This is a genomic window from Turicibacter sp. KK003, from assembly GCF_037014675.1.
GTDB classification, from domain to species: domain Bacteria; phylum Bacillota_I; class Bacilli_A; order MOL361; family Turicibacteraceae; genus Turicibacter; species Turicibacter faecis.
On record NZ_CP142738.1, the window covers coordinates 1,363,143 to 1,387,087 of the forward strand.

At 38.2% G+C, this 23,945-nt stretch carries 27 protein-coding genes; 9 read left to right on the top strand and 18 right to left on the bottom strand.

Features of this window, described 5'->3' with window-relative positions:
• Positions 1-11 precede the first annotated feature (11 nt).
• From VXM77_RS06700 to VXM77_RS06715, 4 genes are all read right to left on the bottom strand, one after another.
• Positions 12-161 carry a hypothetical protein gene (locus VXM77_RS06700; RefSeq protein WP_262950562.1) on the bottom strand — a complete coding sequence of 50 codons (150 nt, stop codon included), beginning with the start codon at positions 159-161 and terminating at the stop codon, positions 12-14.
• The gene (locus VXM77_RS06705) at positions 149-1,078 is read right to left on the bottom strand and encodes an MFS transporter (protein WP_161831387.1); all 930 of its coding nucleotides are present in this window, start codon (positions 1,076-1,078) and stop codon (positions 149-151) included. Before VXM77_RS06705 ends, VXM77_RS06700 begins: the two co-directional genes overlap by 13 nt.
• A 153-nt stretch (positions 1,079-1,231) precedes the next feature.
• Complete coding sequence (locus VXM77_RS06710; protein WP_161831389.1) at positions 1,232-1,468, bottom strand: zinc ribbon domain-containing protein; 237 nt, start codon at positions 1,466-1,468, stop codon at positions 1,232-1,234.
• Positions 1,469-1,605: 137 nt separating this feature from the next.
• The gene (locus VXM77_RS06715; RefSeq protein WP_338505766.1) at positions 1,606-2,958 is read right to left on the bottom strand and encodes an MATE family efflux transporter; all 1,353 of its coding nucleotides are present in this window, start codon (positions 2,956-2,958) and stop codon (positions 1,606-1,608) included.
• Between the two features lie 240 nt (positions 2,959-3,198).
• Here VXM77_RS06715 and VXM77_RS06720 point away from each other — a divergent pair, with 240 nt between their 5' ends.
• Positions 3,199-3,348: a hypothetical protein gene (locus VXM77_RS06720; RefSeq protein ID WP_202618710.1), complete on the top strand. Its 150-nt coding sequence runs from the start codon at positions 3,199-3,201 to the stop codon at positions 3,346-3,348.
• A 134-nt stretch (positions 3,349-3,482) separates the two neighbouring features.
• Here the strand turns inward: VXM77_RS06720 and VXM77_RS06725 are convergent, their stop codons facing one another.
• Both VXM77_RS06725 and VXM77_RS06730 read right to left on the bottom strand, forming a co-directional pair.
• Positions 3,483-4,769 (bottom strand): ISL3 family transposase, encoded by a 1,287-nt coding sequence (locus tag VXM77_RS06725; RefSeq protein ID WP_289461271.1) that lies wholly within the window; start codon positions 4,767-4,769, stop codon positions 3,483-3,485.
• Between the two features lie 178 nt (positions 4,770-4,947).
• Positions 4,948-5,229: a DUF503 domain-containing protein gene (locus tag VXM77_RS06730; RefSeq protein WP_338505767.1), complete on the bottom strand. Its 282-nt coding sequence runs from the start codon at positions 5,227-5,229 to the stop codon at positions 4,948-4,950.
• A 211-nt stretch (positions 5,230-5,440) separates the two neighbouring features.
• Here VXM77_RS06730 and VXM77_RS06735 point away from each other — a divergent pair, with 211 nt between their 5' ends.
• Positions 5,441-5,593: a hypothetical protein gene (locus tag VXM77_RS06735; protein ID WP_338505768.1), complete on the top strand. Its 153-nt coding sequence runs from the start codon at positions 5,441-5,443 to the stop codon at positions 5,591-5,593.
• A gap of 37 nt (positions 5,594-5,630) precedes the next feature.
• Positions 5,631-6,776 (top strand): DEAD/DEAH box helicase, encoded by a 1,146-nt coding sequence (locus VXM77_RS06740; protein WP_338505770.1) that lies wholly within the window; start codon positions 5,631-5,633, stop codon positions 6,774-6,776.
• 81 nt (positions 6,777-6,857) lie between these two features.
• Here the strand turns inward: VXM77_RS06740 and VXM77_RS06745 are convergent, their stop codons facing one another.
• From VXM77_RS06745 to VXM77_RS06760, 4 genes are all read right to left on the bottom strand, one after another.
• Positions 6,858-7,871 (bottom strand): aromatic acid exporter family protein, encoded by a 1,014-nt coding sequence (locus VXM77_RS06745; RefSeq protein ID WP_161831397.1) that lies wholly within the window; start codon positions 7,869-7,871, stop codon positions 6,858-6,860.
• 23 nt (positions 7,872-7,894) lie between these two features.
• Positions 7,895-9,337, bottom strand: a complete 1,443-nt coding sequence (gene cls, locus VXM77_RS06750; RefSeq protein ID WP_237658883.1) for a cardiolipin synthase — start codon at positions 9,335-9,337, stop codon at positions 7,895-7,897.
• Positions 9,338-10,147: 810 nt separating this feature from the next.
• A complete protein-coding gene (locus tag VXM77_RS06755; protein ID WP_338507425.1) occupies positions 10,148-10,459 on the bottom strand; it encodes a DUF188 domain-containing protein in 312 nt (103 codons plus the stop codon).
• Positions 10,460-10,473: 14 nt separating this feature from the next.
• On the bottom strand, positions 10,474-10,599 hold the full coding sequence (locus VXM77_RS06760) for a hypothetical protein (protein ID WP_338505772.1): 126 nt from the start codon (positions 10,597-10,599) through the stop codon (positions 10,474-10,476).
• A gap of 279 nt (positions 10,600-10,878) precedes the next feature.
• On the opposite strand from VXM77_RS06760, the gene VXM77_RS06765 reads away from it, so the two are divergent.
• Both VXM77_RS06765 and VXM77_RS06770 read left to right on the top strand, forming a co-directional pair.
• Positions 10,879-11,295, top strand: coding sequence for a hypothetical protein (locus VXM77_RS06765; protein ID WP_161831403.1), 417 nt, complete (start codon positions 10,879-10,881; stop codon positions 11,293-11,295).
• A 156-nt stretch (positions 11,296-11,451) separates the two neighbouring features.
• Positions 11,452-12,885 (top strand): alanine/glycine:cation symporter family protein, encoded by a 1,434-nt coding sequence (locus tag VXM77_RS06770; RefSeq protein WP_338505775.1) that lies wholly within the window; start codon positions 11,452-11,454, stop codon positions 12,883-12,885.
• 448 nt (positions 12,886-13,333) lie between these two features.
• Here VXM77_RS06770 and VXM77_RS06775 read toward each other — a convergent pair whose 3' ends face one another.
• On the bottom strand, positions 13,334-13,753 hold the full coding sequence (locus VXM77_RS06775; RefSeq protein ID WP_161832557.1) for a DUF3888 domain-containing protein: 420 nt from the start codon (positions 13,751-13,753) through the stop codon (positions 13,334-13,336).
• Between the two features lie 142 nt (positions 13,754-13,895).
• On the opposite strand from VXM77_RS06775, the gene VXM77_RS06780 reads away from it, so the two are divergent.
• Positions 13,896-14,129 carry a hypothetical protein gene (locus VXM77_RS06780; RefSeq protein ID WP_161832556.1) on the top strand — a complete coding sequence of 78 codons (234 nt, stop codon included), beginning with the start codon at positions 13,896-13,898 and terminating at the stop codon, positions 14,127-14,129.
• 423 nt (positions 14,130-14,552) lie between these two features.
• Here the strand turns inward: VXM77_RS06780 and VXM77_RS06785 are convergent, their stop codons facing one another.
• Positions 14,553-14,981 (bottom strand): EamA family transporter, encoded by a 429-nt coding sequence (locus VXM77_RS06785; RefSeq protein WP_161832555.1) that lies wholly within the window; start codon positions 14,979-14,981, stop codon positions 14,553-14,555.
• Between the two features lie 77 nt (positions 14,982-15,058).
• A complete protein-coding gene (locus VXM77_RS06790; protein WP_161832554.1) occupies positions 15,059-16,144 on the bottom strand; it encodes a radical SAM protein in 1,086 nt (361 codons plus the stop codon).
• A 201-nt stretch (positions 16,145-16,345) separates the two neighbouring features.
• On the opposite strand from VXM77_RS06790, the gene VXM77_RS06795 reads away from it, so the two are divergent.
• Both VXM77_RS06795 and VXM77_RS06800 read left to right on the top strand, forming a co-directional pair.
• A complete protein-coding gene (locus tag VXM77_RS06795) occupies positions 16,346-17,026 on the top strand; it encodes a response regulator transcription factor (protein WP_262953585.1) in 681 nt (226 codons plus the stop codon).
• Positions 17,023-18,291 carry a HAMP domain-containing sensor histidine kinase gene (locus VXM77_RS06800; RefSeq protein WP_338505779.1) on the top strand — a complete coding sequence of 423 codons (1,269 nt, stop codon included), beginning with the start codon at positions 17,023-17,025 and terminating at the stop codon, positions 18,289-18,291. Before VXM77_RS06795 ends, VXM77_RS06800 begins: the two co-directional genes overlap by 4 nt.
• Positions 18,292-18,641: 350 nt before the next feature.
• Here VXM77_RS06800 and VXM77_RS06805 read toward each other — a convergent pair whose 3' ends face one another.
• From VXM77_RS06805 to VXM77_RS06820, 4 genes are all read right to left on the bottom strand, one after another.
• Positions 18,642-18,764 (bottom strand): hypothetical protein, encoded by a 123-nt coding sequence (locus VXM77_RS06805; RefSeq protein WP_255421493.1) that lies wholly within the window; start codon positions 18,762-18,764, stop codon positions 18,642-18,644.
• Between the two features lie 555 nt (positions 18,765-19,319).
• Positions 19,320-21,227 (bottom strand): carbohydrate-binding domain-containing protein, encoded by a 1,908-nt coding sequence (locus VXM77_RS06810; RefSeq protein WP_338505781.1) that lies wholly within the window; start codon positions 21,225-21,227, stop codon positions 19,320-19,322.
• Positions 21,228-21,251: 24 nt separating this feature from the next.
• The gene (locus VXM77_RS06815) at positions 21,252-21,929 is read right to left on the bottom strand and encodes a DUF4956 domain-containing protein (RefSeq protein ID WP_161832550.1); all 678 of its coding nucleotides are present in this window, start codon (positions 21,927-21,929) and stop codon (positions 21,252-21,254) included.
• Complete coding sequence (locus VXM77_RS06820) at positions 21,923-22,666, bottom strand: polyphosphate polymerase domain-containing protein (RefSeq protein WP_161832549.1); 744 nt, start codon at positions 22,664-22,666, stop codon at positions 21,923-21,925. The genes VXM77_RS06815 and VXM77_RS06820 overlap by 7 nt, the downstream gene beginning before the upstream one ends.
• Before the next feature lie 289 nt (positions 22,667-22,955).
• Between VXM77_RS06820 and VXM77_RS06825 the strand changes: the two genes are divergently transcribed.
• Positions 22,956-23,204: a hypothetical protein gene (locus tag VXM77_RS06825; protein ID WP_338505782.1), complete on the top strand. Its 249-nt coding sequence runs from the start codon at positions 22,956-22,958 to the stop codon at positions 23,202-23,204.
• 37 nt (positions 23,205-23,241) lie between these two features.
• Here the strand turns inward: VXM77_RS06825 and VXM77_RS06830 are convergent, their stop codons facing one another.
• Entirely contained in the window at positions 23,242-23,667 is a 426-nt protein-coding gene (locus VXM77_RS06830) for a hypothetical protein (RefSeq protein ID WP_161832547.1), read from the bottom strand.
• Positions 23,668-23,945 lie beyond the last annotated feature (278 nt).

Below are 23,945 nucleotides of genomic sequence, written 5' to 3' on the forward strand. Positions count from 1 at the left end.
TGCCCCCATGATTAAGCTATCACAATCATCCAAGCATACGAAATGAATGGGGCAAAAACAGCGGCTAAAAAAGAACCCAGTGGAATCATCCCCCAAGTTAAAGTCATCATCATTCCATTCATTTCCCCTCGAATCGTTGATGGAACCTTCAATTGCCACACCGTCGTTCGGCTGTACTCCCCACACTTCGTGCAAATAAAGAAAGAGATTGTCCCATCACCAAAAGAAACATCCAAGCCTTCCCTAAAGGAAGAGCTATCAATAAAACACCAATTCCACCTAAGAGGGGCATCAAAAACATCGTCCTGTTCAAACCGACAACTTGAATGAAACGACGAGATAAAACAGCTCCTAAGATCGCTCCTATCCCACTAATCGAGAGAACAAAACCGCTCAATGACTCTCCTAAATTCAACGACGTCATGAGATAAAGAAGAAGAATCGTTTGATAAAGTGACATGGCTAAATTAAGTGTTGCCGTTGTCAATAAAACAGCCCGGAGGGAAGGCTCCCTCAAAGCGAGCTTCACTCGACTGAAAAAATGAGTGCTAAACGGCTCAGTCCCCTCATTTATCTTCACTTCTTCACGCTCTACTGATTTAATCGTGCTTAACATCCCCATTCCTACTATTAATAACACCGAAAGAATCAGCAGTGACACGGGCACTTGAAAAGAAGAAACCATCATCCCACCTAAAAGCGGCCCCACTAAATTGGCGACAGATTTTGTTCCCTGAATACCCCCATTCACTTTCAACCACTCATTACGACTAAACAACTCAGGAATCCAAGCACCCATTGTTGTTTCCTTACTCACTACTGCCACACCCATCCCTAAAACAATCAAAAAATACTCCCACTTAAAAAAAGAGTCGACTCCGATGGACAGTGAGCATAAGATAAGTAAAAATGAGGCCACACCCAAGGCAATTAAAATCAATCGTTTCTTCCCAAACCGATCAGCAAGCCTTCCTAAAACATAGCTAAACAATAAATAGCCGAGACTAAATAACATGGTTGCAAAAGAAATTTCAGACGTCGTTAACTGCAATACTTTCAATCCAACAATCGGAATCAAAAACTAAAAATCTCACTCACGATACACCGTAGGGACTCCTCTAACAAAAGGAGAGATCCTATTTTATTAAAGAACATATAGATTCGCCTCCCTCAGGCTATCATCAATCAAATAAAATCTTTTATCCTATAACTAGCTAAACTAAAGACACTTCTATTGCATCAATGGACCTTTCATTACGTCTCTCAACACCCAACGCTTTAATATCGGGAACCATTCACGCATGGCTCTTCTTACGCCTTCCTCCGTCAGATTAGAAATTGCAGCGGCCGTATGAGGAACACAAATTCCAATCATTTCTTCCATTGTTCCATTAAACGTAAACCCTCCGTTTTCAAAACAATAAGAACCATGGTCTTCATTTTTACTACCATCTGCATTCACGTCCATTTACCTAACCTTCGTGTTTAAAATTGATGTTACTCTCACGTCACACCATTTTCCTTTCATAAAAAAAGCTTGTAAGGATGCGACGCTCCGCCTCATCTTTACAAGCATGATATGAAAATAGGATGTAGAATATACTACTAAGCCATATCTTTGACCATATTATTCATCCATTTATTTGATTTAAATCGGTGTCTTAAAATAAAGAAACGAAGGACCTCTTCTAACGTCGAAAGGAAAATCACCGAGGAAATCGACCATTTCAACCAATAAGCGGCGATAAATGCCAGCGGGATTCCGACTAACCACATCGATAACCCTTGGGCAATTGATCCATATTTCGCATCGCCTCCACCTCGTAAAATTCCGACAATTTGCACTCCGTTATAAACACGCGGTAACATAAAAATCGCATAAATAATTAAAATCTTAATCGCATCCGCTCGAACCGTGTCTGACACATTGTACATTAAGACAATGGCAGGTGATAAGGCCGCAAGCGTCACCGCCATCACTAAACCAACAACAACAGATAAACGAATAATCTTCTTCGCATATAAAAGCGCCTGTTCCTCACGATTGGCCCCAATTTCATTTCCAATAATTACAACCGACGCATGGGCCATCCCGAAAATAACAATCGTAAATAAATTTAGAATCGTCGACGTAATTTGTGTCGTTGCAATCGCATTGACCCCGATATGACCATAAATCATCGTATACGTCACATTCGCTAGTCCCCAACACGCCTCATTTAACACAACCGGTAACGCCGTTTGATATAACAATTTCACTAACGGAAGTTCAATGGTTTTAAAGTCTTGGAAACGAAGACGCAAAGGCTTTACTTTAATCGTGACGACGGTCAAAATAATCGCACACTCTACCATGCGTGCCACAAGGGTCGCCATCGCTGCCCCTTTCACGCCAAGCGCAGGCGCCCCTAATAAACCGAAGATTAAAATCGCATTTAAAACGCCATTGACAATTAAACCGACTAAACTTCCCCACATCGGCAACGCACTATTTCCGATACTTCGTAAAGCGCCTGCATACACAAAGGAAATGGCTGAAACAAAATAACTAAAAATTGAAATGCGTAAATACTCACTTCCTAAACGTACAACATCGGGATCCGTATTAAACAACCCAATAATTTTTTGTGCCATTAAAAAGCCCACAACCATGAAGACAACTGCAAAGGCAGTTGCCCCAAGTAATCCAAGCTTTAACACGGCATGAATCTTTTCTTCATCTCGTTTTCCCCATAACTGGGCAATCAAAATGGCGCAACCTGCACCTACACCCATCACTAACAAACTATATAAAAAATAAAATTGATTCGCCACCCCAACTGCCGCCAATTGGACTTCACCTAAACTCCCAATCATGACCGTGTCTAACATATTAAGCGATGTCGTAATTAAATTTTGAATGACAATCGGCAAGGTTAAAATAAATAATCGCTTATAAAATGATGTTTCTTTTTTCATCGTTCGCCTCTTTCCTCTCCATGTGTTTTTTTTAGTATTGACCATTTTACATAAAAAATCCCCCAGTTTGAAGTTTTTTCAAAGTGGGGGTTCAACACTTATAATGTAATTTTTACACTCTCATAGACAATTTATTATATCTAAAATTTATTAAATAATCAATCTTTTTTAACGAACCACTAGGATAAATCGACATTTTTCGGTAAAATAATAATAAACTAAACAAAGGAGACGTTCACTATGAGCCAAACCAAGCAAGCCATCAAGGCCCTACTCGAACAAAAAAAACAACAGACGGCAAATCAAAAAACGCAACTTATACCAAGCCGTGAAATGGTCAAAGGACAAAAAGGAAAAAGTTCACGCAAAAAAGCCGGTGTTTTAGGCTAATTTATTTAGGCAACCTTGATCAAGGTTGCCTTTTCTCATGCTCGCAGCATTAATTTTACTGGTTCTTTGTCAAATAGTGTTGCTGATTAATTTGTAACCTGTTACAACGAAAATTCAAATCGAAATCCTAGTAGCTATGCTGCTAGGATTTTCGTTTTAGGCTTTGTTAGATTTTGAACCATGAGAATACGAGATTTAAAGTGATAGAAACTACGATATCCAAAGGCAATACGCTTAATGACCTTAATTTTATTATTAATTCCTTCGATGGGACCATTTGTGTAATGAGTTGAGAGTGTATTTTTAATATAGGATTGATAAGTTTTAAAGGTTTGGAAAGCCGTTTGAAACTCAGGAGAAACAAGCGGATGTTCCGTTTCGAGTAAATGATTAAATCGTTTTAAGTTTTTTGTCTGAAGAGCGAAAAGTAACTCTTGATATAAATCATAGGTTGCTTTTAATTCAGGAGATAAATCAAGTAGAAAGTTTAAGATATCAATTTCACGCATGGGTTGTTTAAAGCAGTAAACTGATCGATAAGTGGTGGTATTAAGTAAAGCGTGAGATTTTAAAAATAAGCGCCAATAACGTTTGAATTTACGACCATGCTTTTTGAACTTTTTCATGAATCGGATTCGAGTTTTGTTCAGTGCACGAGAGAGATGTTGAACGAGATGAAATTTATCAATGATAATTTGGGCATGAGGAAAAAGATCCTTAATGAGGCTGATGTAAGGAGCGTACATATCAATCACAATATTTTTTACTCGATGACGTGCTTCCTTTGTGTATCGTTTAAAATAAGCTTGAAGGGAGTTTAAACGACGATCTTCAACGATATCGATGATTTGTTTTGAGTCAGCATCGCAAAAAATAAAAGACATATGCCCCTCAGCAGACTTAACGGATTTAAATTCATCAAAACAGAGATTTTCAGGTAAATAATTAAGGTTTAAGGTTTGAGATTCATAAAAGCTATGGATGATTCGATTGACGGTTGAATGAGAGACCTGATGGCGACGTGCGATATCACATTCAGAAATTTTATTTTGGGCCTCTAAAGCAATGGCGTGTTTCGTATGATAAGAAATGTAACAGTTCTTTTCAACAATTGAAGTACTTAGTGTAAAAGTAGACTGGCAATGCCCACAATAATAACGCTGTTTTTTTAGGTCTAAGTAGGTATCGTGAAGAGAGACTTTTGGAATGACAATTCGAGAGGTTTTAAATCCATGCTTCTTAAATTTTGAATCAAATAGGGTTCCGCATTTTTGACAATGAGTCGGTTGATACGTAAGAATACCTTTAAAGATAAAGCTAGTAATTCCGTTCAACTTCACTTCCTCAAGATAATCTTCTGAAAATGTAATATTTTTATCTTTAATATTTAAAAGTTTTCTAGTAAAATATGAGTGAGACATTAAATCTTATCCTTTCAATATTGTTTTAGTCGATAACATTGTAACAGGATTGAGACTTGAAGTCTCTTTTTTTTATCCTATGAAAAAAGTGCTGCTTAATCAGCAACACTAAATATTATAGAACCATTTTACTACCCCCAAACGAATGATTTCATTTTATGGGTTTCTCCTGTTCCATTTAAAAAATATCTTTAATGACTTCCTCCACACTCACATCATAGTTAGATTCTATAAAATTAATGACGTGATCTAAAACAGAATGCAACGTTGCTTCTGAATTAGATCCTGTTGTCACGCCTAAAACTATTTGTTGATGGACATCAAGCGCCCCAACCTCATGAACCGATACATTAAACTGATTTCTAATCTTCACGACCAAACTTCGAACAATCATCCGCTTCTCCTTTAAACTCGTGACAAATGGAACACCGAGCGTCACTTCTAAACAACCAATTTTCATTTCAAACCACACCTTTCATTTTTTTCATCAGACATTAATCGTTGCCTTTTCACGCACCGCCCGCCTAAGCCTACCCTTTTATTCTTACCACTGACACCCCTCATCCAAAAATACTTGTCGGTTTTTGTATAGATAAAACGTTGTAAATGGTATAAAATAAAAAGAGGTCATCCAAAAGAATATCATTAGTTTATATGGAGGAAAATGAATTATGACAACAAATATGGAGTTAATGAAAAAAATCATTGAAGAAAAACGACAAAGAACGAAACAACAAGATAAATTAAAGCGACCAGATAAACAAATTGGTGAAGCACGCAAACGCATTAAACGACACAAAGGTGGCGGACTATTCGATAAATAATCTTGTCGCACCCAACTTTAATTAAAGGAGAACAACTATGTCTTTATCATTTGAAACGCTTCAATTAACCCCTTCTCTGATTGAAGGATTAGCAAAACAACAGATTACAACCCCAACTCCCATTCAAGAACAAGCAATTCCCCTGATTTTAAACCACCAGGACCTCATTGCTCAATCGCATACCGGAAGCGGTAAAACACTCGCCTTCCTTCTTCCCCTTTTTCAAAAAATCGATGTAACCAAACGCGAGATGCAAGTGTTAATTTTAGCCCCAACGCATGAGTTAGTCATGCAAATTGATGCCCAAGTGAAGTTATTAGCGGCTAACTCGGGTGAGCCTGTCACTTCAACAACGATTATTGGCGGAGCAAACATTGATAAACAAATCAAAAAATTAAAAGAAAAACCACACTTCATTATCGGTTCCGCAGGGCGAATTTTAGAACTCATCAAAAAGAAAAAAATTACGGCCCATACCATTAAAACGATCATCCTTGACGAAGCAGATAGCTTACTTGATAATACAAATACTAAAACGATCCAAGATATTATTAAAACAACGTTACGTGACCGTCAATTATGCTTATTCTCAGCGTCAATTAGTTCACAAACAGAAGAGTTAGCGAAAACATTTATGAAAGAACCGGTCGTCTTAAAAATGACGGATCGTATTTCAATGAATCCGAATATTGCTCATTTTTATTTAAAAGGCGATCGTCGAGATAAATTCGAATTATTACGTAAACTGATCGTTGCTGAAGATCCAGAACGTGCCCTTATTTTCGTTAACCAAAACGATTCCATGCAAGAAATTGCAGAAAAATTAAATTATCACCAAAAAGAAACGTTTATGATGCGTGGTAATATAAAAAAAGAAGAGCGAAAACGTGCATTATACGCCTTCCGCAGCGGTAAAATCAAACTTTTAATCTCTTCTGACCTGACCGCACGTGGACTTGACATTCCCGCTGTGACTCACATTATCCACCTTGACTGTCCGTCAAATCCAAATGAATATTTACATCGTGCCGGACGTACCGCCCGCGGATTCTCTGATGGAAAATCAATTTGTATTATTACCGATAAAGACCTTAGCACTTTAAAAAAATACCAAAAGAAATTTGATATTCAATTTGAAGAAATGCAAGTCAGCCACGGTCAATTTATCCCAGTTAAAAAATAAATAAAAAAATCATGTTCAACCTTTCAGTGAACATGATTTTTTTTACCCTCCAAACCCCGCAACTCGTGATAAATTCATTATTTATTTTTCATCCAAAGAGCAAGACGCCTCCGGCTTAAATTTCTGAAGTTGTTCCTCCGTTAAATTCATCACAAATTGACGCTTAATTTCTAAGAGGTGTTTGACATCATTCAAGTATTGAAACAACATGGCGCGATTTTCAAATTCTTCGCGTGTTTTTGGTAATGATTGATTTCTGAAGATGTGAAGCACTTGTGTTGTCTCAACCATGAGCTCATCTGTCGTATTAAATTCATGCAAACTACTCGCAATATGCTCGGTTAAATCCGCCAGTAAAATCGATTGATCGAGTGTCATCTGCAACTTTCCAAGAAGCTGACGCATCCCAATTAAAACTTGATATTGCATCAGCCTCATTTCCATATATTGTGCATAATACGTCATCTCATCATATAAATAATTTTGACGATTGTGCTCAGCCCGTACCTTTGCTAACTCTAACTGATCCGCAAGTGATTGAAACAATACTTCCTCATCAATTGTCACGGAACGACTACGAATCGTTTTGGCCAGACAAAACAAAACTTTACGAAACTGCTCCTCAATTGTAGCTTGATCGTGTTTGATCTGTTGAACCATTTTGGGCATATAGAGATTAAAGATTAACGCAATGCCAGCACCAATAGCGACTAATAACAGTTCATTGACGAGTAAATTCCAATGGATGTATCCCTCACCGAGCACATGCGTCACTAAGACAGAGCTCATGACAATCCCATCACTCAATTTAAATTCAACCGCTAACGGAATAAATAGCAGTAAATACAGACCAAATGAAACCGGATGAAATCCGAATGTTACAAAAAGAATCCCACTCAATAACAGAGCGAGTACAGTTGAATATAAACGTAATTTCGCTATTTCTACTGATTTTTGCTTCGTATTTTGCACGCTTAACACCGTAATAATCCCTGCCGATAGCGCGTATTTTAATCCTAGTGCCTGCGCCACTAAAATAGCTAGGGTTGCCCCTAGCGCCGTCTTAATGGTTCGCATCCCTAAACGATACTTCATTTAAACTTCTCCTTTTTAAAACCTTACATAAGCATGGATAAAAGACGATACACTGACTCTTCCGCTTTCATCCACCACGATTTATTGTTCTCATCTGTCAAATCTAATAAACGGCACCGTTGCTGGTCCGCTTTAAACTGCTCAATTAGCTGATGGGCAACTGATTCGTGATAAATAAATGCCGCCAACTCAAAATTAATACTAAAACTACGAACATCCATATTGACGGACCCAATCGTCGCTAATTGACCATCAATAACCATCGTTTTAGAATGTAAAAAGCCATCGTAAAAATAAACCTCAATCCCCGCTTCTAATAGTTCTTTAATATATGAGGTCGTGGCACGGTGGACGAAATGATTATCCGGGATAATTGGAATCATAATTTTAACGTCAATTCCCGAATGAGAAGCAATTTTTAATCCATGTAAAAACTCACTATCTGGAATAAAGTAAGGCGATTGAATCCAAATGCTTTCCTTCGCCATCGTGACCCACTTAATATAAGTCGCACGCATGTGGTCCCGTTCTTGATCCGGTCCATCATAAACAAGTTGTAACTCAATTTCAGCATCCTCGTGATCTTCTTCGGGAAAATAACGTGAAAGATGCGTTTTAATCTGTTCTAAATCTGACAGACGTTCAATAACAGCTGTATAGTCCTTTAAAAACCGAAGTTGTAATGAACGAACAACCTCTCCCGTTACACGGACGTGGGCATCTCGCCAAGGGGTAAACTTCGGATTTTTCGATAAATACTCATCGCCAATGTTCATCCCGCCAAAATAACCAATCTTCCCATCAATAACAACAATTTTACGATGATTACGGTAATTCCAATTGAGGGTAAAAATCTTTAACTTTGCCGGGTAGTGTTTGACAACCATCCCCCCAGCCTCTTTTAGTGGACGAAATAAAGAAGCAGGCGTCATAAAGCTGCCCCCATCGTCATACACAAGTCGAACTTGTACACCTTCGCGTGCCTTCTGTGTCAATGCTTGAATCAACCGTTCCCCACTCTCATCCCCACGAATAATAAAGTAAAGAACATGAATCGAATCTTTGGCATTTAATATATCCGCAAGCAATGCCTCATATTTCTCCTTTGCATCGTTAAAATAGGTAAATGTCTTTGCCCCCATCACCAGTGATTTATTATAATTTAAATTAAATATTATAAACGATAAATAAGGAAAATGAATGCGTCGATTCATCAATTTCTTCAGTTGCCACTCCACCGTTTCCTGATATTCCCGCTCCTCTACCTCATCGAGAAACGTCGCTTTTTTAGCCATGATTGGACCATGACCAAATAAAAGATACAATAAAAATCCGATAAACGGAATAAAGGTCATAATTAATGTCCATGCAATAATATAAATAGGTTCATCTTTGCGCTTAAAAATCATTCGTAAGATGGTCCATAAATTGATAAACTGTATCACAAAAAGTGATAAAGCAATCATCCACGTTAGCATCACACAGCCGTTGCCAAAAGATTATAAAACTCTATCCTTACTTGTTAGGTCCTCTGTTCACCGTTTCCGATTTAATATTTTCACAACAAGAACAAATTTTAAACGAAGGATTGCACTTATTAGCTTCTACGAACTCGTCCCGATACTTTTCACCGTTATAGTGAATTTAGCGCTTAAATGCATAGGAGACTTGCTTTTAAATAGCTTTTGATAACCGTTTATTTCTCATCATACCAAGAAGAGTTGAAATCTCTATAGCAAGACGAGAAGGTTTGGTTTTCACTCTCTAATTCGTTATGAGGTGAAGTAGGATGACTTCTTGTTTTTTTACCACCGGTGTCGTCACCGAATTGCGAGTTTTATAATATTTGCTGTTTTAACAAATTGGCAACGGGTTTCACCTCCTTTTAATTATTTTTATTCCTTCTATATTTTCAAGAAATATGTTTTTGAAGTCGTTTTAAACGCCTCTCTCACTTACGAACGACGGGTATTTGATGGATATTTTTAAAAAAATATGCGTCACTGCAAACAACTAAGTCTTTAATGACCATCTTCATTCCAAAACTGGCGTCCGTTAAGTAGATAGTTTCTCATGCTTATTCAAATCCAATTGATAAGTCCTCATATTTCCCATCTTGATCATATGAGGATTCGGATATTTTTTATGGGAGGTTGTCCATTGGTTTGAATCCCCCCCCTTTTTTCAAGCAAGCCAACTTTTTTTAACTTTTAATTCAACCTGACATTTTAGTCTCAAAAATACTATTATACCTTAAATTTCGCCATTTGATAAGTTTATCTAGAACAGGTTTCACAAATTTCGGTCAAAAATGTCGTCAACGCTTTTACAAAATGAGCCGTATCTTCCTTTGAACGTTTCCTAGGACCTTTCACTCGCTCACCCGCTTGCCTTAATTTCTTTAATGTATGCCGACGATAAAGCAGTTCATCAATATTATTTTCATCGTACTGCCGTCCATTTTGATTCAATGCATAACCACGCTTGGCTAACACCAACGCCGCTAAGCCATAATCTTGCGTAATAACCAAATCGCCAACTTCAAGTCGATTCATAATCTCGTAATCAACAGCATCCATCCCCCGCATGACCGTCACAACTTCTACCCCGTCAAAAAAAATTCATGGGCCACATCGCAAACAATCACAACAGGAATCAAAAAAGCAGTCGCCACCTCAATCGTTTCCTTCACTACCGGACATCCATCCGCATCAATATAAATCTTCATCTTGCCCGCTCCTTTTATCAACCATTAACCATAATATTCTATTGTAGACGAAAATCTTTTTCTTTTATACAAAAATATGGTTCTTTTTTCTTCTTTATCCCTTGTTCCTTAAGATGCTCCCCTTAACCTTTCTCCTTAGAAATCGAATAAAAAAAGCAACTTACTTTCTTTCCTCATTCATCACACCAAATTTTTAAATTCCTATATTGAAAAGTTAAAATAAGAGTGTTATAATGCTTAGGCTTATAATAAAAACTAGTAGAAATGCGAAGTGAAAACATGAAAAGTTCAGCTATTGAAAAACGTATTGTTAAAATTGATCAAGCCGTTCAAGCGATGAATATTGCTAAAAAATATTTAACGAATCATGATGAAATTAAAGCGGTTGTCTTAGAGTTAAATCGTGAGCGTCAACTATTAGTCAACGATTTATACCGCGATGATAAACAAAACTATACCACTGTTCGTGAACATTTAGAAACATTAATCGATAAGCCACTAGATGCAACGATGCAAAAGGAGCTCCTTGAATATATTAAAGAGGTCTTTGGGCGTCAGGCAGCAACAGACGGTAAAACTGCAACAGGATTAAATGCCTGGTTAAAAAAATTAAATGTCACATGTGAATGGAAAACAACTCCTGATTCAGATTGGGCAACACTTGTTCTCACAGGATTTAAACCTTTCCAAAACTAAATGAAAAGAGCAACTTCTTTCTTGCAAGTTGCTCTTTTTAAATTGGCATTTTTTTCATTTTGTTTCTTTCTTCTTCCATTTTCATCAATTTTACGATATACTTATTGGCGGGAGTGTCAGAATATGACAATAATATAACATCAAAAGGAGGACATTATGGAAATGTTACAAGTTATCGGGGAAAAGATCTTAACCTTCCTTAATGCAATTATTAGTTTTGGAAATACGTATATTGGTACGTACTTACTCATCGTATTACTGCTCATCGCAGGATTTTATTTCACTTTTAAGTTGAAATTCGTACAATTTAGAATGTTTAAAGACATGATTAAATTACTCGGAGATGGTGCCTTACAATCATCAAAAGATGGAAAAGTTTCATCTTTCCAGGCGTTTTGTATTAGTACTGCCTCACGTGTTGGAACAGGAAATATTGCAGGGGTTGCCTTAGCGATTGCCGTTGGTGGAGCAGGATCTGTGTTTTGGATGTGGATTATCGCCCTTATTGGTGGTGCTTCAAGCTTCGTCGAAAGTACGCTCGCACAGATTTATAAAGTAAAAGATGCTTCTGGTGCTTACCGTGGAGGTCCCGCTTATTATATTGAAAAAGGATTAAACAAGCGTTGGCTTGGATTACTCTTCTCTATTTTAATTACGATTACCTTTGGATTTGTCTTTAATGCCGTTCAGGCCAATACCATTACAGAAGCATTCCAAACGGCGTTTGGAATGGACAAATTATTCATGGGAATTTTACTTGCGATTATTACCGCGGGTGTTATTTTTGGTGGTGTTCAACGAATTGCGAAAGTTTCAGAAATTATCGTTCCTGTATTAGCTGTCGCTTACGTTCTTGTGGCCTTATTAGTCATCGTTTTAAACATCACAAAGATTCCAACATTAATTGGTCTGATTATTTCAGAAGCCTTTGATTTTACATCATTCGCCTCAGGTGCCTTTGGTGTGATGTTTATTCAAGGGGTTAAACGTGGATTATTCTCAAATGAAGCCGGAATGGGATCAGCGCCAAATGCAGCCGCAACTGCTGAAGTTAGCCACCCAGTTCAACAAGGATTAATCCAAACACTTGGTGTTTTTACAGATACAATTTTAATTTGTAGTTGTACAGCTTTTGTTATTTTATTATCTGGAACACACGCTGATCCTAATTTAACAGGAATCCAACTGACACAAGCTGCATTAACTTCACAAATCGGAGTAATTGGAAACTACTTTATTGCCCTTTGTATTTTACTTTTTGCTTTTAGTTCTATTATTGGAAACTATTATTATGGAGAATCGAATATCGAATTTATGAGCACGAAAAAAGGGTGGTTAATCGCCTACCGCGTTGTTGTTGTTGCAATGATTATTTTCGGATCTCTTACAAAGGTTGCCATCGTATGGGATTTAGCTGATTTATTTATGTCATTTATGGCGATTGTCAACTTAATTGCTATCTTATTACTTGGTAAATTTGCCTTTAGAGCGCTACAAAATTACACGATGCAACGTAAACAAGGAATTCAAAACCCAACGTTTAAAGCTTCAGACATTGAAGGCCTAACAAACGTTGATGAATGGAACTAACCCTTCAAGTTTAATTGAATGATCTAAAGAAGGTCCCCTGATTGGGTGACCTTCTTTTTAAAACGGCTCTTTGTCAAATCGTGTGGGTGAATAAAATCTATATATGTAATCAATAGGAGTTGGTTCTTCCTGACTTTGGGTGATAAAACGCTTTACCTGATATAATGAAAAGATATCTTATAGGCGGAAGAAACACATTTATTTTAGCATTCATAAAAGAGTGGCATAAAAAATTAAATTTAGATGATACACAAAATGATGATTTAATTCATATTGATTCTGAAAAGGATGAAGAATTAGAGAGTGAAATGACGCTTGAAACATATGCTCGGAATGTTGGTTATATGAATTATGTAGGGTTTTGAAAGAAAAATAAAAAAAAGTAGAAATATTTCTACCTTTTTTTATTATTTAAATTATGCAATATTATTATGTTGTATACACATTTTTAATTTTCTGTTGGATGATGTTCGAATTTAATTTCTTTTATTTTTAATGGGGAAAAATTAATAATATCGTATACTGCTATATTATCGTCGTATGGTTCACTATGCGCCCCAGCAAAGGTTTGAAATTTCACTGTTAAACGATAATTAAATGGTGATGGATAATAACCTCGTTCAATTTCTATAATTTCAAAATTCCAATATTCTCGTTGATTTTCACCATAAATTTCATTTATTGATTTTTGTATAGAATCAAATAATAGTAAATCTAGTATTCGATTGTATTGTGAAAGTTTTTCTTCATTTGAGAGATGACTAAAAAATAAATTTTTATTTTCAGCTAAAATTTTAGTTGAGTTATAATTTAAAAATAAAGAAATTGAAATTAATAATAAAGACAGGATGTTTTTTGTTTTTTTCATTTTTTTCCTCACTGTTTGATGATTTTAAGATAGTGTTCATTTAGAATGGATATTTATATTATACGCTTTAATATAAAAACTATGGGAGTTGTTATTATAAAAAGCAGATTGTTATTAACATTGAGGTTAGTGGTTATGTTGGTTGTTTTTCTCAGAAAATGATATAAATATTAAAGTAGCAGTTCGTTATAATCAAGATGTTAATGCTTATAGTGGAACCAATCGTACTGCTTCTGGTAAAGTTCCGGAAGTTGGATATGCATCAGTCCATTGGGTAGGAAGTAATCGGCAAAATCCAATAATCTCTTTTGGTACATATATTTATATTGATAGTAATAAAGAATTACCTTGGAGAAACCATTTATCTCCAAGGTAATTCTTTGTACTTTTTGGGTGGGAGATTTATGAGATTTTATAATAGGAAAATAATAATACCCTTTATTTTTTGTTTTTTTTATAGTTTGTATAGGTTATTATTTTAATTTAAATCTTTCAAAAAATAATACTTCTCTTTCGTTGAAGGAAGCTTATGAATTAGCATTTAATCAAAGTAGTGAAGAAGATGTTTATCTTCATACTATGACGAGTGTTGATTTAGAAAATGTTTTTGATTTAAAAGGTGAAGAAAAGTTAATAGACAGTTCTTAAATATTAATATATTCTTGTGAAGCTTTTAAAAATTTAATCATGGGATAGAATGGGCTTCAGGTCATCATTTTATGTTAAAAGCCCTTCATTTTCAAACGAAAATGAAGGGCTTTTAACATACCAAACGAATAAGCTAATGCCGTCTCACCTGTTAAGCTAGCGCTACAAATACGGTCCCAATTGCAATTAAAACAACGCCGATGATTCCCTTCATGGTTATTTCTTCTTGGAAGATCAGCAACGAAACAACAACGGTAATCACAACTGATAATTTATCGATAGGCGCGACCTGCCATGTTTTTCCCGTTTTCAATGCGATGTTTAAAAATAACCATGAAAGTGCCCCACAAATTCCAGCCCCTATTAAAAATGCAACATCCCGCTTGTACATCACAAGCTCTTTTAACTGGTGAAAGTCGCCCCGACTGAACGAAACGGCCACTAAAAATATAGCCATAATAACTGCACGCACACTCGTTGCTAACCCCGGCGTTAAATGATGAATCCCGATTTTTGTAAAAATCGTCACGAAACTTGCACTCACTGCGGCTAATAAAGCAAAAATCAACCATTGTGCCATAAAAAAATCACCTCTTTCTCTCTGGAGGTGATTATATCAAACAAAGCTCCTTATTTCTAGAACTCCATTTAGGTCTTTTAACGCATCAAGCGAAGCACCTGAATTAATGGCTGATTCACAGTTTGTGTCGTTGTTACTCGTGGAAAAACAAGGACTTGATCTTGTCCATCAAAACCATAGTGAAAGGCCAATGAACCAACTGCGCAACGTTTAGTCATCTGATCCGTTTCAAGTAAAACGGTGACGTATGGGCGGGTTTGACGAATAAAGGAAATATGCTCCTCTAAGTCTTTGAGCGCCTCATGACTCCATGGCGCCTCCGTTTGCCGTAATGAAATGACATAACCATTCAAACGCGAACCTTTACGAATGAGCGGTAAAATAAATTCATCTGTTGTCACCTGCGCGACATTTTTGGGTGTCACTGGCGTTAAAATACCGAATAAAATGCCGTTTGTTTTCATGATATCAAGGGAACGTAAAACCGTTTGTTGTGTCGTTGAATCCAAGGCTTGGGTCCCCTCTAAAATAACGAGCGGTAACACATTTCCAAGTTTTGCGATGCGTTGTGCAACAACTGAAGTCACGGCAAGTCCTGTTGTTAAGACGATAAACTCGACATCATCATAAGCTTCATACACACTAAATAATCGTTCCTCTAAAAATGGGTCCCCTCCTGTTAACACCACGATATGAACACCTAAGTCCCGTGCCTCCCCTACTAAACGATGAACCTCAGAGACAGGCATCACATTTCCCGGTTGAGGTCGACAGGTACAACCACGCCCCGACAGCGGACACGTCATCCCAAGGTCTAACACTAACGCATTAGGAATCGCGACCGAATACTTTTTAGACATCTCCTCACGTGTTGAAATTCCCTCCCACAACTCCTTCACCGCAACATTTTGCAAAAAATGATTCAAACACGTTTTATTCGTATTATACATCATATTTTTGACGTATCGTTTAATCGCAGGATGCGTATCATAATACATTTTAATTTGGTCAATCACACCCTTAATCTGCGGATCGGTGATAAACGTTCCCGACATTTCATACAACTTATCAACCCCGTTATCCGGGTCTTCTTTCAAAATTTCAACAATATTTGCAACGATAAAATTTTTAGGTAACAAATTCATATTATTTAAAAAATTCATCATCTCTTCCACCCCATTTTCCCATCGATAAAACCTATATTCATTTCATTATATTGTCGATTTTTTTGATTCATACCATCTGTTTCATGATTTGCACAAAAAAAATTAACAGTCTGATGGCGACAGGAATAACGGCTACCGCCCCTCTTTTTTCAGAATCCTTTAAGAAATGTGTGATAAAATGAAAGTGAGGTGATTAAAATGCGACTTTTATTAGTTGAAGATGAACGTCATTTATCGGATGCCATTGCCCATCTGTTAAAAGCGAAAAAGTATATCGTCGACTGTTGCTACGATGGCGAAGCCGGACTTGAATATGGACTCCGTGGGATTTATGATGTCATCATCCTAGATGTGATGCTCCCTAAAAGAAATGGATTTGACGTATTGAACATGATTCGTCAGTACGATGTAACGACCCCTGTCTTACTTTTAACTGCCAAAGATCAAGTTTCAGATAAAGTCCATGGTCTTGATTTAGGCGCTGATGATTATTTAACCAAGCCGTTTTCAACTGAAGAATTGCTTGCCCGAATTCGGGCCCTACTACGTCGGCAAGGCAACGTCTTAACGGAAGATTGCCTTCGGTTCAAAGAAACGTCTCTTCATCTTTCAACCCACGAACTTTGCCATGGGGAGAAAAAGATTCAACTTGGGCTAAAAGAGTTCAACTTGATGAGTTGTTTATTGCATCATAAACGGCAAATTGTCACGAAAGAGATGCTCATCGAAAAGGTTTGGGGATATGATGCTGATGTCGATTATAATAATGTTGAGGTGTATATATCCTTTCTAAGGAAAAAGCTTCAATTCATAAAGTCTCCTCTTATGATTAAGGCTGTCCGTGGCGTCGGCTACACGTTAGGAGGAGGGGAGGAGTGATTCCACATTTAAAACGACGTTTTCTTCTCATCCATCTCTCCATTTTACTGACCGTATTTTTATCTATTTTCATCAGTACCTACGGTTTGATGTCTAAAGCTGAAACGAGGCAAGCGCTAAAAATCATGGAAGAGTTGGCAAGAAACGATGGAAATCTTCCACCTCCTTTGATGAATGAGCCGAAAAAATGGGGACCCTTGAAAAAATCTCCTTTTAATCCATTACTGCTTCAATCAAGCTTCATTTTTAAAATCAATGAAGAGGGACAAATCGTCGCCTCTATTTCCCATTTGCCACCCGATACGTCCATCGAATCTCCGCAGGAACTTGTTGAAAGGGTGCTAGCCAAAGATAAGGAAACTGGAACCTTTTCCTTTGAGGGGTTTAAATTGCGTTATCTTATCCAACCACGACCGGACGGTGAAAAGCTACTTGTCTTCTTAGACCGTTCCGCCGAATTGGCAACGTTGACACAACTGACGATGATTCTTCTGGCCATTGGTGGTCTCTCACTCATTGTCCTAACCATCATTAGCTACTTTTTAGCCAACTGGGCCATTCGCCCCATTGCCAAGTCTTATGAATTACAACAACAATTTATGGCGGATGCTTCCCATGAATTAAAAACACCAATTGCTGTCATTAAAACAACACTCGAAGTGCTAACCACTCACCCTAAACAGACCATCGAGGCCTCAGAAAAATGGATCAATTACCTTCAGACAGAATCCAATCGGATGGAAAAGCTCGTAAATGATCTCCTTTTTTTAGCGAAAAGTGATAGCCAGGAAATGGAGATGACGCTTACCCCATTCTCACTCAGCGACGCTCTCATGACCGCGATTCTTCCACTGGAGTCAGTAGCCTTTGAATCCCATAAACAATTAGCGCTTGACATCGAACCTGAACTGATCGCATATGGCGATGTGACACGAATCCAACAAGTCGTCGTTATTTTACTCGATAATGCCATTAAACACGCCTTAGATGGTAGCACCATTCACATCTCTCTCAAACGACGTCCTTCTGTTTATGAACTGACCGTCCAAAACACAGGAACAGTCATTGCAACTGAAGATCTTCCTAAAATCTTTGATCGTTTCTATCGTGCCGATGCGTCGCGCACACGAGAAACAGGCGGTCATGGACTTGGACTCGCCATTGCTAAATCCATTATCACGGCACACCACGGAAATATTTTCGCAACCAGTACTTCATCTGGAAAAACAACCTTTGTTGTCACCCTACCTATCAAACCTTCCTAGACACAAGATAACGACTCTTGGTTAACTGAGAAGAAAAGCGAACCGCAAAACCTATCATCGGGAAAAATTGATCATCCATGAGATGACTCCATTTCTCCCCTTTTTTATATGTAAAATTAGGTCTTTAAGCGACAGGCTCGTTTACCTATTTCCACTAATCAGCGGTGGGAATCATCTTGGTACCCTAGGGGAATCCTGTCTTATCTAGGGTATTGACTAGGAATCGCGGTACTTGAGTACCGAGTCGTTCAAGATAGTTTTGATAAGAGAACATATAAAAGTGGACAAATTAATTTGTCCACCTTTATGTTTACTCCTAATAAATTAATAGCGTAATTAGGTTATATTATCTACCCCAACCATTGTCCATAATAAGCAAAAACACCAAGAACACCTCCAATAAACACTGAAACCACTACTGTTGATAAAATGACAATAGGATGATTGCAAATTTTATTAATCTGCCCTTTCATACACCCCCACCTCCTTCTATATCCGTTATTTAATACGATTATTCAGTACTTTATGTTTTTATTATAAACTACCATAAGTATCCAATCAATATTAAACTACTTACACCAGTAATACTTATAATCATACCGATGATATTCAAACTCATCATTAGCCAAAAGGCGCTTATTTCATCTATCTCCACGATTTCCTCTGAATGTCACATCCCAATATAAGAACGAATGGTATCTAAAATTCGATGGCGTATGTAAAAAGAGGTCTTTACGTCCCAAAATTTAAATAAATGAACGACGGATACTAAAGCATAAAACCATGCATTTGGCATATTCTAACCAGTCTTCTAATGGCAACTTTGAACTTGCTACAACAGATTTTATAACTGTAACTCTATTATTCTTACGATGTCAAGATGGGGATAAGTAGGCACAAAGTAAATGACTATTCACGTTGCACATTGATAACATTTGAAATCTTCTCCTTAACCTCCTCACCTCTCTAACTCTCCTTCTTACCACAAAGGCAGTCCGCATTCATCGGACTGCCTTTATTCATTTCGTTTAAAAAGAATTTAACGTAGGGGTTTTTAAGTCCGAATTCATTTCCATTTTTGGATGATCCTTCATTTCCGGTGCTTCCCTCATGTCTTTGGTCCCTCTCATCCCAGGTCCTTCTTTCATTCCAGGGCCGCGCATCCCATCACCAGTTAAAGTCCCGTTACTCGTAATCAAATCTGAAAGGACGACTTGGAATCGTTCCTCTCCTTCGGTGTAGGTTCCTTCTTGATACACTCCATCTGTCGCCTCTACCGAATACGCTCCCCCACTTAGCACACAATAGGTCGATTCCATCTTAAGATCGGGTGAACTGATGATCAGGACCTGTGACGCTTTCGACGGAGAAAAAGTCACGATTTCTGCCCCCTCTTCGGACTGAATGTGAATCAACTCGCCACTTTCAAATGAATCTTGAATCACCAACGTCGGTTGCGTTGAAGTCTCGCTCGGAGTTTGCAGCATTCCGACACCTCCTGAGGCTATCAACTGTCCCCCTTGAAGATCGAATGTCTCATCAAAATCAAGAATGCCATCATGTCCACTCGTCGGCCCTTCAACAATGACCACACCGCCCGTCATGATGATTGAGCCATTTGCATCTAAACCATCTCCCGAGGCGTTGACGTAAAGCCATCCACCATTAAGTTCAATCCATCCCGACTCGCTCTCTTGTTGTGCGGTTGTCGTTGGATTAAAAAAAGACATAAATCCAGAGCCATCCATTCCACCCGCAGCATTTATCCCATCATCGGTGGCGACTAATCGAATCACCCCATCATTGACTCGGACGACTTGACCTTCTAAACCTTCATAAGACGTTAAAATATCAACCGTTCCACCATTCACTTCAACCGTCTCATCTGCATGCAACCCATCATCCCCCGTTGAAAGTGTCACCTCTCCCCCATTCATCCATAATGAGCCATTCGTGTGCAACGCATCATCCGCTGAATTAATCGTCAAACTTCCGCCTTCAATCACTAACTCCTGGCCCGCTTTCAAACCTTTAGCGCTAGGAGTAGTAGCCGTCTCGGCCGTCGCCGAGGCTCCACGATTAAAAGGAGGTTGCGACGTCGTTTCCTTTACCGCGCCTGCTTCATATCCACCACCCGTTTCAATCTTAAACGTTCCACCCTCGATGACTAACTTCGTTTGAGCCTGAATTCCATCTTGCTCTGCCACTAAATCAAAATCTCCCCCACGAATCGTAATAAATCCCTTCTCTTCATCTGCCCCTTGATCCGATTGAATGGCATCTCCCTTCGTCGTCATCTTAAACGTCCCCTCTTCAATGACAACTGAATCTTTCCCCTTTAGCCCGTGATTAGCCGACTCGATGACAAAGTTTCCACCCTCAATCACCAAATCATCCTGACTCACAATGCCATTATACGTCTTTGCATCCACCGTTAAAGAACCCGTCCCCGTTATCATTAAATCATCCTGACTAAAAATAGCCGCCTTTTCTTCCTTACTCACTTCCTCCCCATCATTCATGACCATTTGATGGGAAATAACATTTTGTGTTCCCTCCATTAGCGTGATCGTTGTCTTTGCAGACTGCGTGATTAAAATAGGCGCACCAGTGGTGGAAGAAATCTGAGTCTCATTCAAAACCAAATTCACTTCTTCTTGATTGCCAACTTCTACTTGAATCTGACCATCCTCAAGCGTTCCACTAATTAAGTACGTTCCCGCCTGTGTAATCCTTACGGTTTGGTCCGACGCCGTCGCCCCCTCCCCATCAATGGTAATCGTTTCTCCTAATTGGATGGCAGTCCCTTCTGTTAACGTCGATGACAGGGAATCTTTTATTCCGTCCGCCGAAGAAGGGGAATCCTTTACCCCCTCACATCCAGCGATTAAAGCTAGACTTAAAAACATACCTCGGTAAATTCGCTTGTTTTTCATAACAAAGGCTCCTTTATTTTCACTTTAAACCATTAACTCAGATTGAATTAACGTCACATTTAAATTGCCGTTTCGGCATCGAATCTCATCTATCAACTGTTTCTGAGACGTCGATTCATCGAGACTTAGCGTATAAGTTAACTCAAAAAGCGCCCCAAAATCCCGTGTCCGCACTTGATCTAAGTGATAAGTTAACGCATAATCCTCTAAAATTTCATCAAACGTTCCCTCATAATTCAAATCTTCTGGAACGACAATTTTTAATTTCATCGTCTTCGTTTTCATTCGCGCAAAATTTGTTACCTCAACTCCCCACATCACGACACACATGATTGCCGTAAAAATAACAGCATATCCGAGATAGCCCATCCCTGTACAAAGTCCAACAGCCAATGTAAAAAAGACGTAAGCAATATCTTTAGGCTCCCCTGGGGCACTGCGAAAGCGAATGAGCGAAAAGGCCCCCGCTAAACTAAACGCACGAGCGACATTATTACCAACGAGCAAAATAATCACCGAAATAATCATCGGTAACATGATCAACGTAACAGCAAAACTTGGGCTATACCCCGTCTTTTTCATCGTTTTCATATACACCACACTAATGAGCGCCCCTAAAAGAAATGACGTTCCAATAATGATTAACGTATTTACTAACGTCAATGATGTCCCATCAACCGTTTGAATAATCGTTTCTAACATAACTGTTCTCTCCTTTTTTCACTAAACTGACAATGATTTAAATACTCCTGACCGTATTTTGAAAAATGTGTCGGATAAATACGAAGCTCCGATAACAGCGACGTAAACCAACTAGGGATTGCCCCTAAAATCTTAACCTCCATTAAATACTCAGAGGGGCCTAGCAATTCTGTCCCAAAATAACCCGCTTCTAGTTTTAACACCTCACGTCGAGTCAAAATATTAAAATCGAACGTCAGACGAAAATCGGGATTATCTTTTGCAAAATAGGCATATCGCTGATACCCAACATAAACCGCTTCTCGCACGCGATGATGTTTTAAATAGTAGGCGATTTCTGCCATCACTTGACTCGATTTCTCATCTTTAACTGTCGGTAAAATCCCACACTTTACAAACGCCTTGGCCTCTGCTAACGAGAGCGCCATTCGGCGTTTACTCACGATGCCCTTAATTTTTTTCTTCAACTCTAAAAAAACCTCTTCCTCCTCACTCCCCGGGATACGATAACTCCGTAAACGCAACTTTTCCTTATAATAAGGCTTCGAAATCGAATGGCGAATCACATCAAAATTCACCGTATCATAATAGACGTTATAAATGGAATAGGGCCGATGATTCTTACAATGATGATCCAATTCCATATAAACTAACAATCGTGGAATCAGCGCCTCATATTGCGCCCGGGTTAACATAAACTTTTTCTCATACCGTCTAAACGTCATTAGTTTTGCCATTGATAGACCTCCCATCTCATTTGCGATATGACTCATTGGGCCTTTCCTAACCGGCGTGTATGGATTTGAAAAGCCGCCTTCCTCTTTCATTATACCGACGAACCTTAAAGAAAACTTAAAGGTCCAATCCTTGCTCTCAAAAGTAACAAAATGGTTATAATTACCAAACAATTCTTGTCCCCCCCTAAAAATCTGTAATAATAGAAAAAAGAAAACGCCTCATCGGTTGAACGGGAATCTCCTCCCTTTAATAGATGCGGAGCGTTGCAATAAAAAGGGGGAACCTGCCATGGAAACATCCATCAAAAAAATTAAACACGCGTATTTTATGATTAATATTTCTTACACGAGTTCGCTCGCTATTTTTGGTGCTATTTTCTATCTTTATTTACAACAGCTTGGATTTTCGTTTTTACATATTAACTTATTCGGTGGGACCTTTTGGCTCGTTAACTTTTTAACCGAGCTACCTGCCGGCGTTTTTTCTGATTGCTATTTCCAAACAAGAGACGATTCTATCACAAAAAATCTCGCATAAAAAAAGAGGAAGAGCTTTCTTCCCCTTTTAATCTTTCTTAATAAAAAGTGACATTATGATAATCGATATCCACTGATACCGGTTGCGTTTTGTTACCAAGGAGCATTGGCTTAAGCAGTTGATAAGCGTAGGCACGGGCCTCTTGCTCTTCTTGATCAAAAAAGACAAAGACGTAGCGAAGTCGTTTTCCCTTTACTTTTTTCAATTCGTAAGAGGTCGATGCATTAAAATGATTGACCGCCACCATGTAATTGACATCATCTTGCTCGTCACTAATCGTTGCCAAATGATGCGCCACGATACACGCCTCATTAATTCCAAACCAATGTTGATATAAATCATTGATTAAATCGCTGCTCGTTCCTTCCTGATAGTAACGAATTGCCTGACTATTACGCCCAAACTTTTTAACCGCCTGCTCCTTATGATTTAAGATTAAAACCTCCACTCGATTAATATTCACCAAAACCCCATCCCTTCCCTTTCCTGTCGGGGCTGACTAACTATTTAACACGTTTCACTCGACGATGGATTGACACTTTATTATATGCTCTCCGTGTACATTTGGGCACAAAAAAAGGAAAAAGACCGCCTCTTTTCATCAAATTCTCACCACCTGTTACACAGCACACGCGTTAGGAATAAATTCCCTTGCTCTCCACTATCTCATATGTTATGATGAACTCAAACTTACAAAGGACGTGAATCCAATGAAAATACTCCTTTTTTCATTTCAACTCT

Bases quoted from the DNA above. Each gene is read 5' to 3' on its own strand.
- VXM77_RS06710 (WP_161831389.1), bottom strand. From the start codon at position 1,468: ATGGACGTGAATGCAGATGGTAGTAAAAATGAAGACCATGGTTCTTAT.
- VXM77_RS06715 (WP_338505766.1), bottom strand. From the start codon at position 2,958: ATGAAAAAAGAAACATCATTTTATAAGCGATTATTTATTTTAACCTTG.
- VXM77_RS06720 (WP_202618710.1), top strand. From the start codon at position 3,199: ATGAGCCAAACCAAGCAAGCCATCAAGGCCCTACTCGAACAAAAAAAA.
- VXM77_RS06725 (WP_289461271.1), bottom strand. From the start codon at position 4,769: ATGTCTCACTCATATTTTACTAGAAAACTTTTAAATATTAAAGATAAA.
- VXM77_RS06730 (WP_338505767.1), bottom strand. From the start codon at position 5,229: ATGAAAATTGGTTGTTTAGAAGTGACGCTCGGTGTTCCATTTGTCACG.
- VXM77_RS06735 (WP_338505768.1), top strand. From the start codon at position 5,441: ATGACAACAAATATGGAGTTAATGAAAAAAATCATTGAAGAAAAACGA.
- VXM77_RS06740 (WP_338505770.1), top strand. From the start codon at position 5,631: ATGTCTTTATCATTTGAAACGCTTCAATTAACCCCTTCTCTGATTGAA.
- VXM77_RS06745 (WP_161831397.1), bottom strand. From the start codon at position 7,871: ATGAAGTATCGTTTAGGGATGCGAACCATTAAGACGGCGCTAGGGGCA.
- cls (WP_237658883.1), bottom strand. From the start codon at position 9,337: ATGATTGCTTTATCACTTTTTGTGATACAGTTTATCAATTTATGGACC.
- VXM77_RS06755 (WP_338507425.1), bottom strand. From the start codon at position 10,459: ATGCGGGGGATGGATGCTGTTGATTACGAGATTATGAATCGACTTGAA.
- VXM77_RS06760 (WP_338505772.1), bottom strand. From the start codon at position 10,599: ATGAAGATTTATATTGATGCGGATGGATGTCCGGTAGTGAAGGAAACG.
- VXM77_RS06765 (WP_161831403.1), top strand. From the start codon at position 10,879: ATGAAAAGTTCAGCTATTGAAAAACGTATTGTTAAAATTGATCAAGCC.
- VXM77_RS06770 (WP_338505775.1), top strand. From the start codon at position 11,452: ATGGAAATGTTACAAGTTATCGGGGAAAAGATCTTAACCTTCCTTAAT.
- VXM77_RS06775 (WP_161832557.1), bottom strand. From the start codon at position 13,753: ATGAAAAAAACAAAAAACATCCTGTCTTTATTATTAATTTCAATTTCT.
- VXM77_RS06785 (WP_161832555.1), bottom strand. From the start codon at position 14,981: ATGGCACAATGGTTGATTTTTGCTTTATTAGCCGCAGTGAGTGCAAGT.
- VXM77_RS06790 (WP_161832554.1), bottom strand. From the start codon at position 16,144: ATGAATTTTTTAAATAATATGAATTTGTTACCTAAAAATTTTATCGTT.
- VXM77_RS06795 (WP_262953585.1), top strand. From the start codon at position 16,346: ATGCGACTTTTATTAGTTGAAGATGAACGTCATTTATCGGATGCCATT.
- VXM77_RS06805 (WP_255421493.1), bottom strand. From the start codon at position 18,764: ATGAAAGGGCAGATTAATAAAATTTGCAATCATCCTATTGTCATTTTA.
- VXM77_RS06810 (WP_338505781.1), bottom strand. From the start codon at position 21,227: ATGAAAAACAAGCGAATTTACCGAGGTATGTTTTTAAGTCTAGCTTTA.
- VXM77_RS06815 (WP_161832550.1), bottom strand. From the start codon at position 21,929: ATGTTAGAAACGATTATTCAAACGGTTGATGGGACATCATTGACGTTA.
- VXM77_RS06820 (WP_161832549.1), bottom strand. From the start codon at position 22,666: ATGGCAAAACTAATGACGTTTAGACGGTATGAGAAAAAGTTTATGTTA.
- VXM77_RS06825 (WP_338505782.1), top strand. From the start codon at position 22,956: ATGGAAACATCCATCAAAAAAATTAAACACGCGTATTTTATGATTAAT.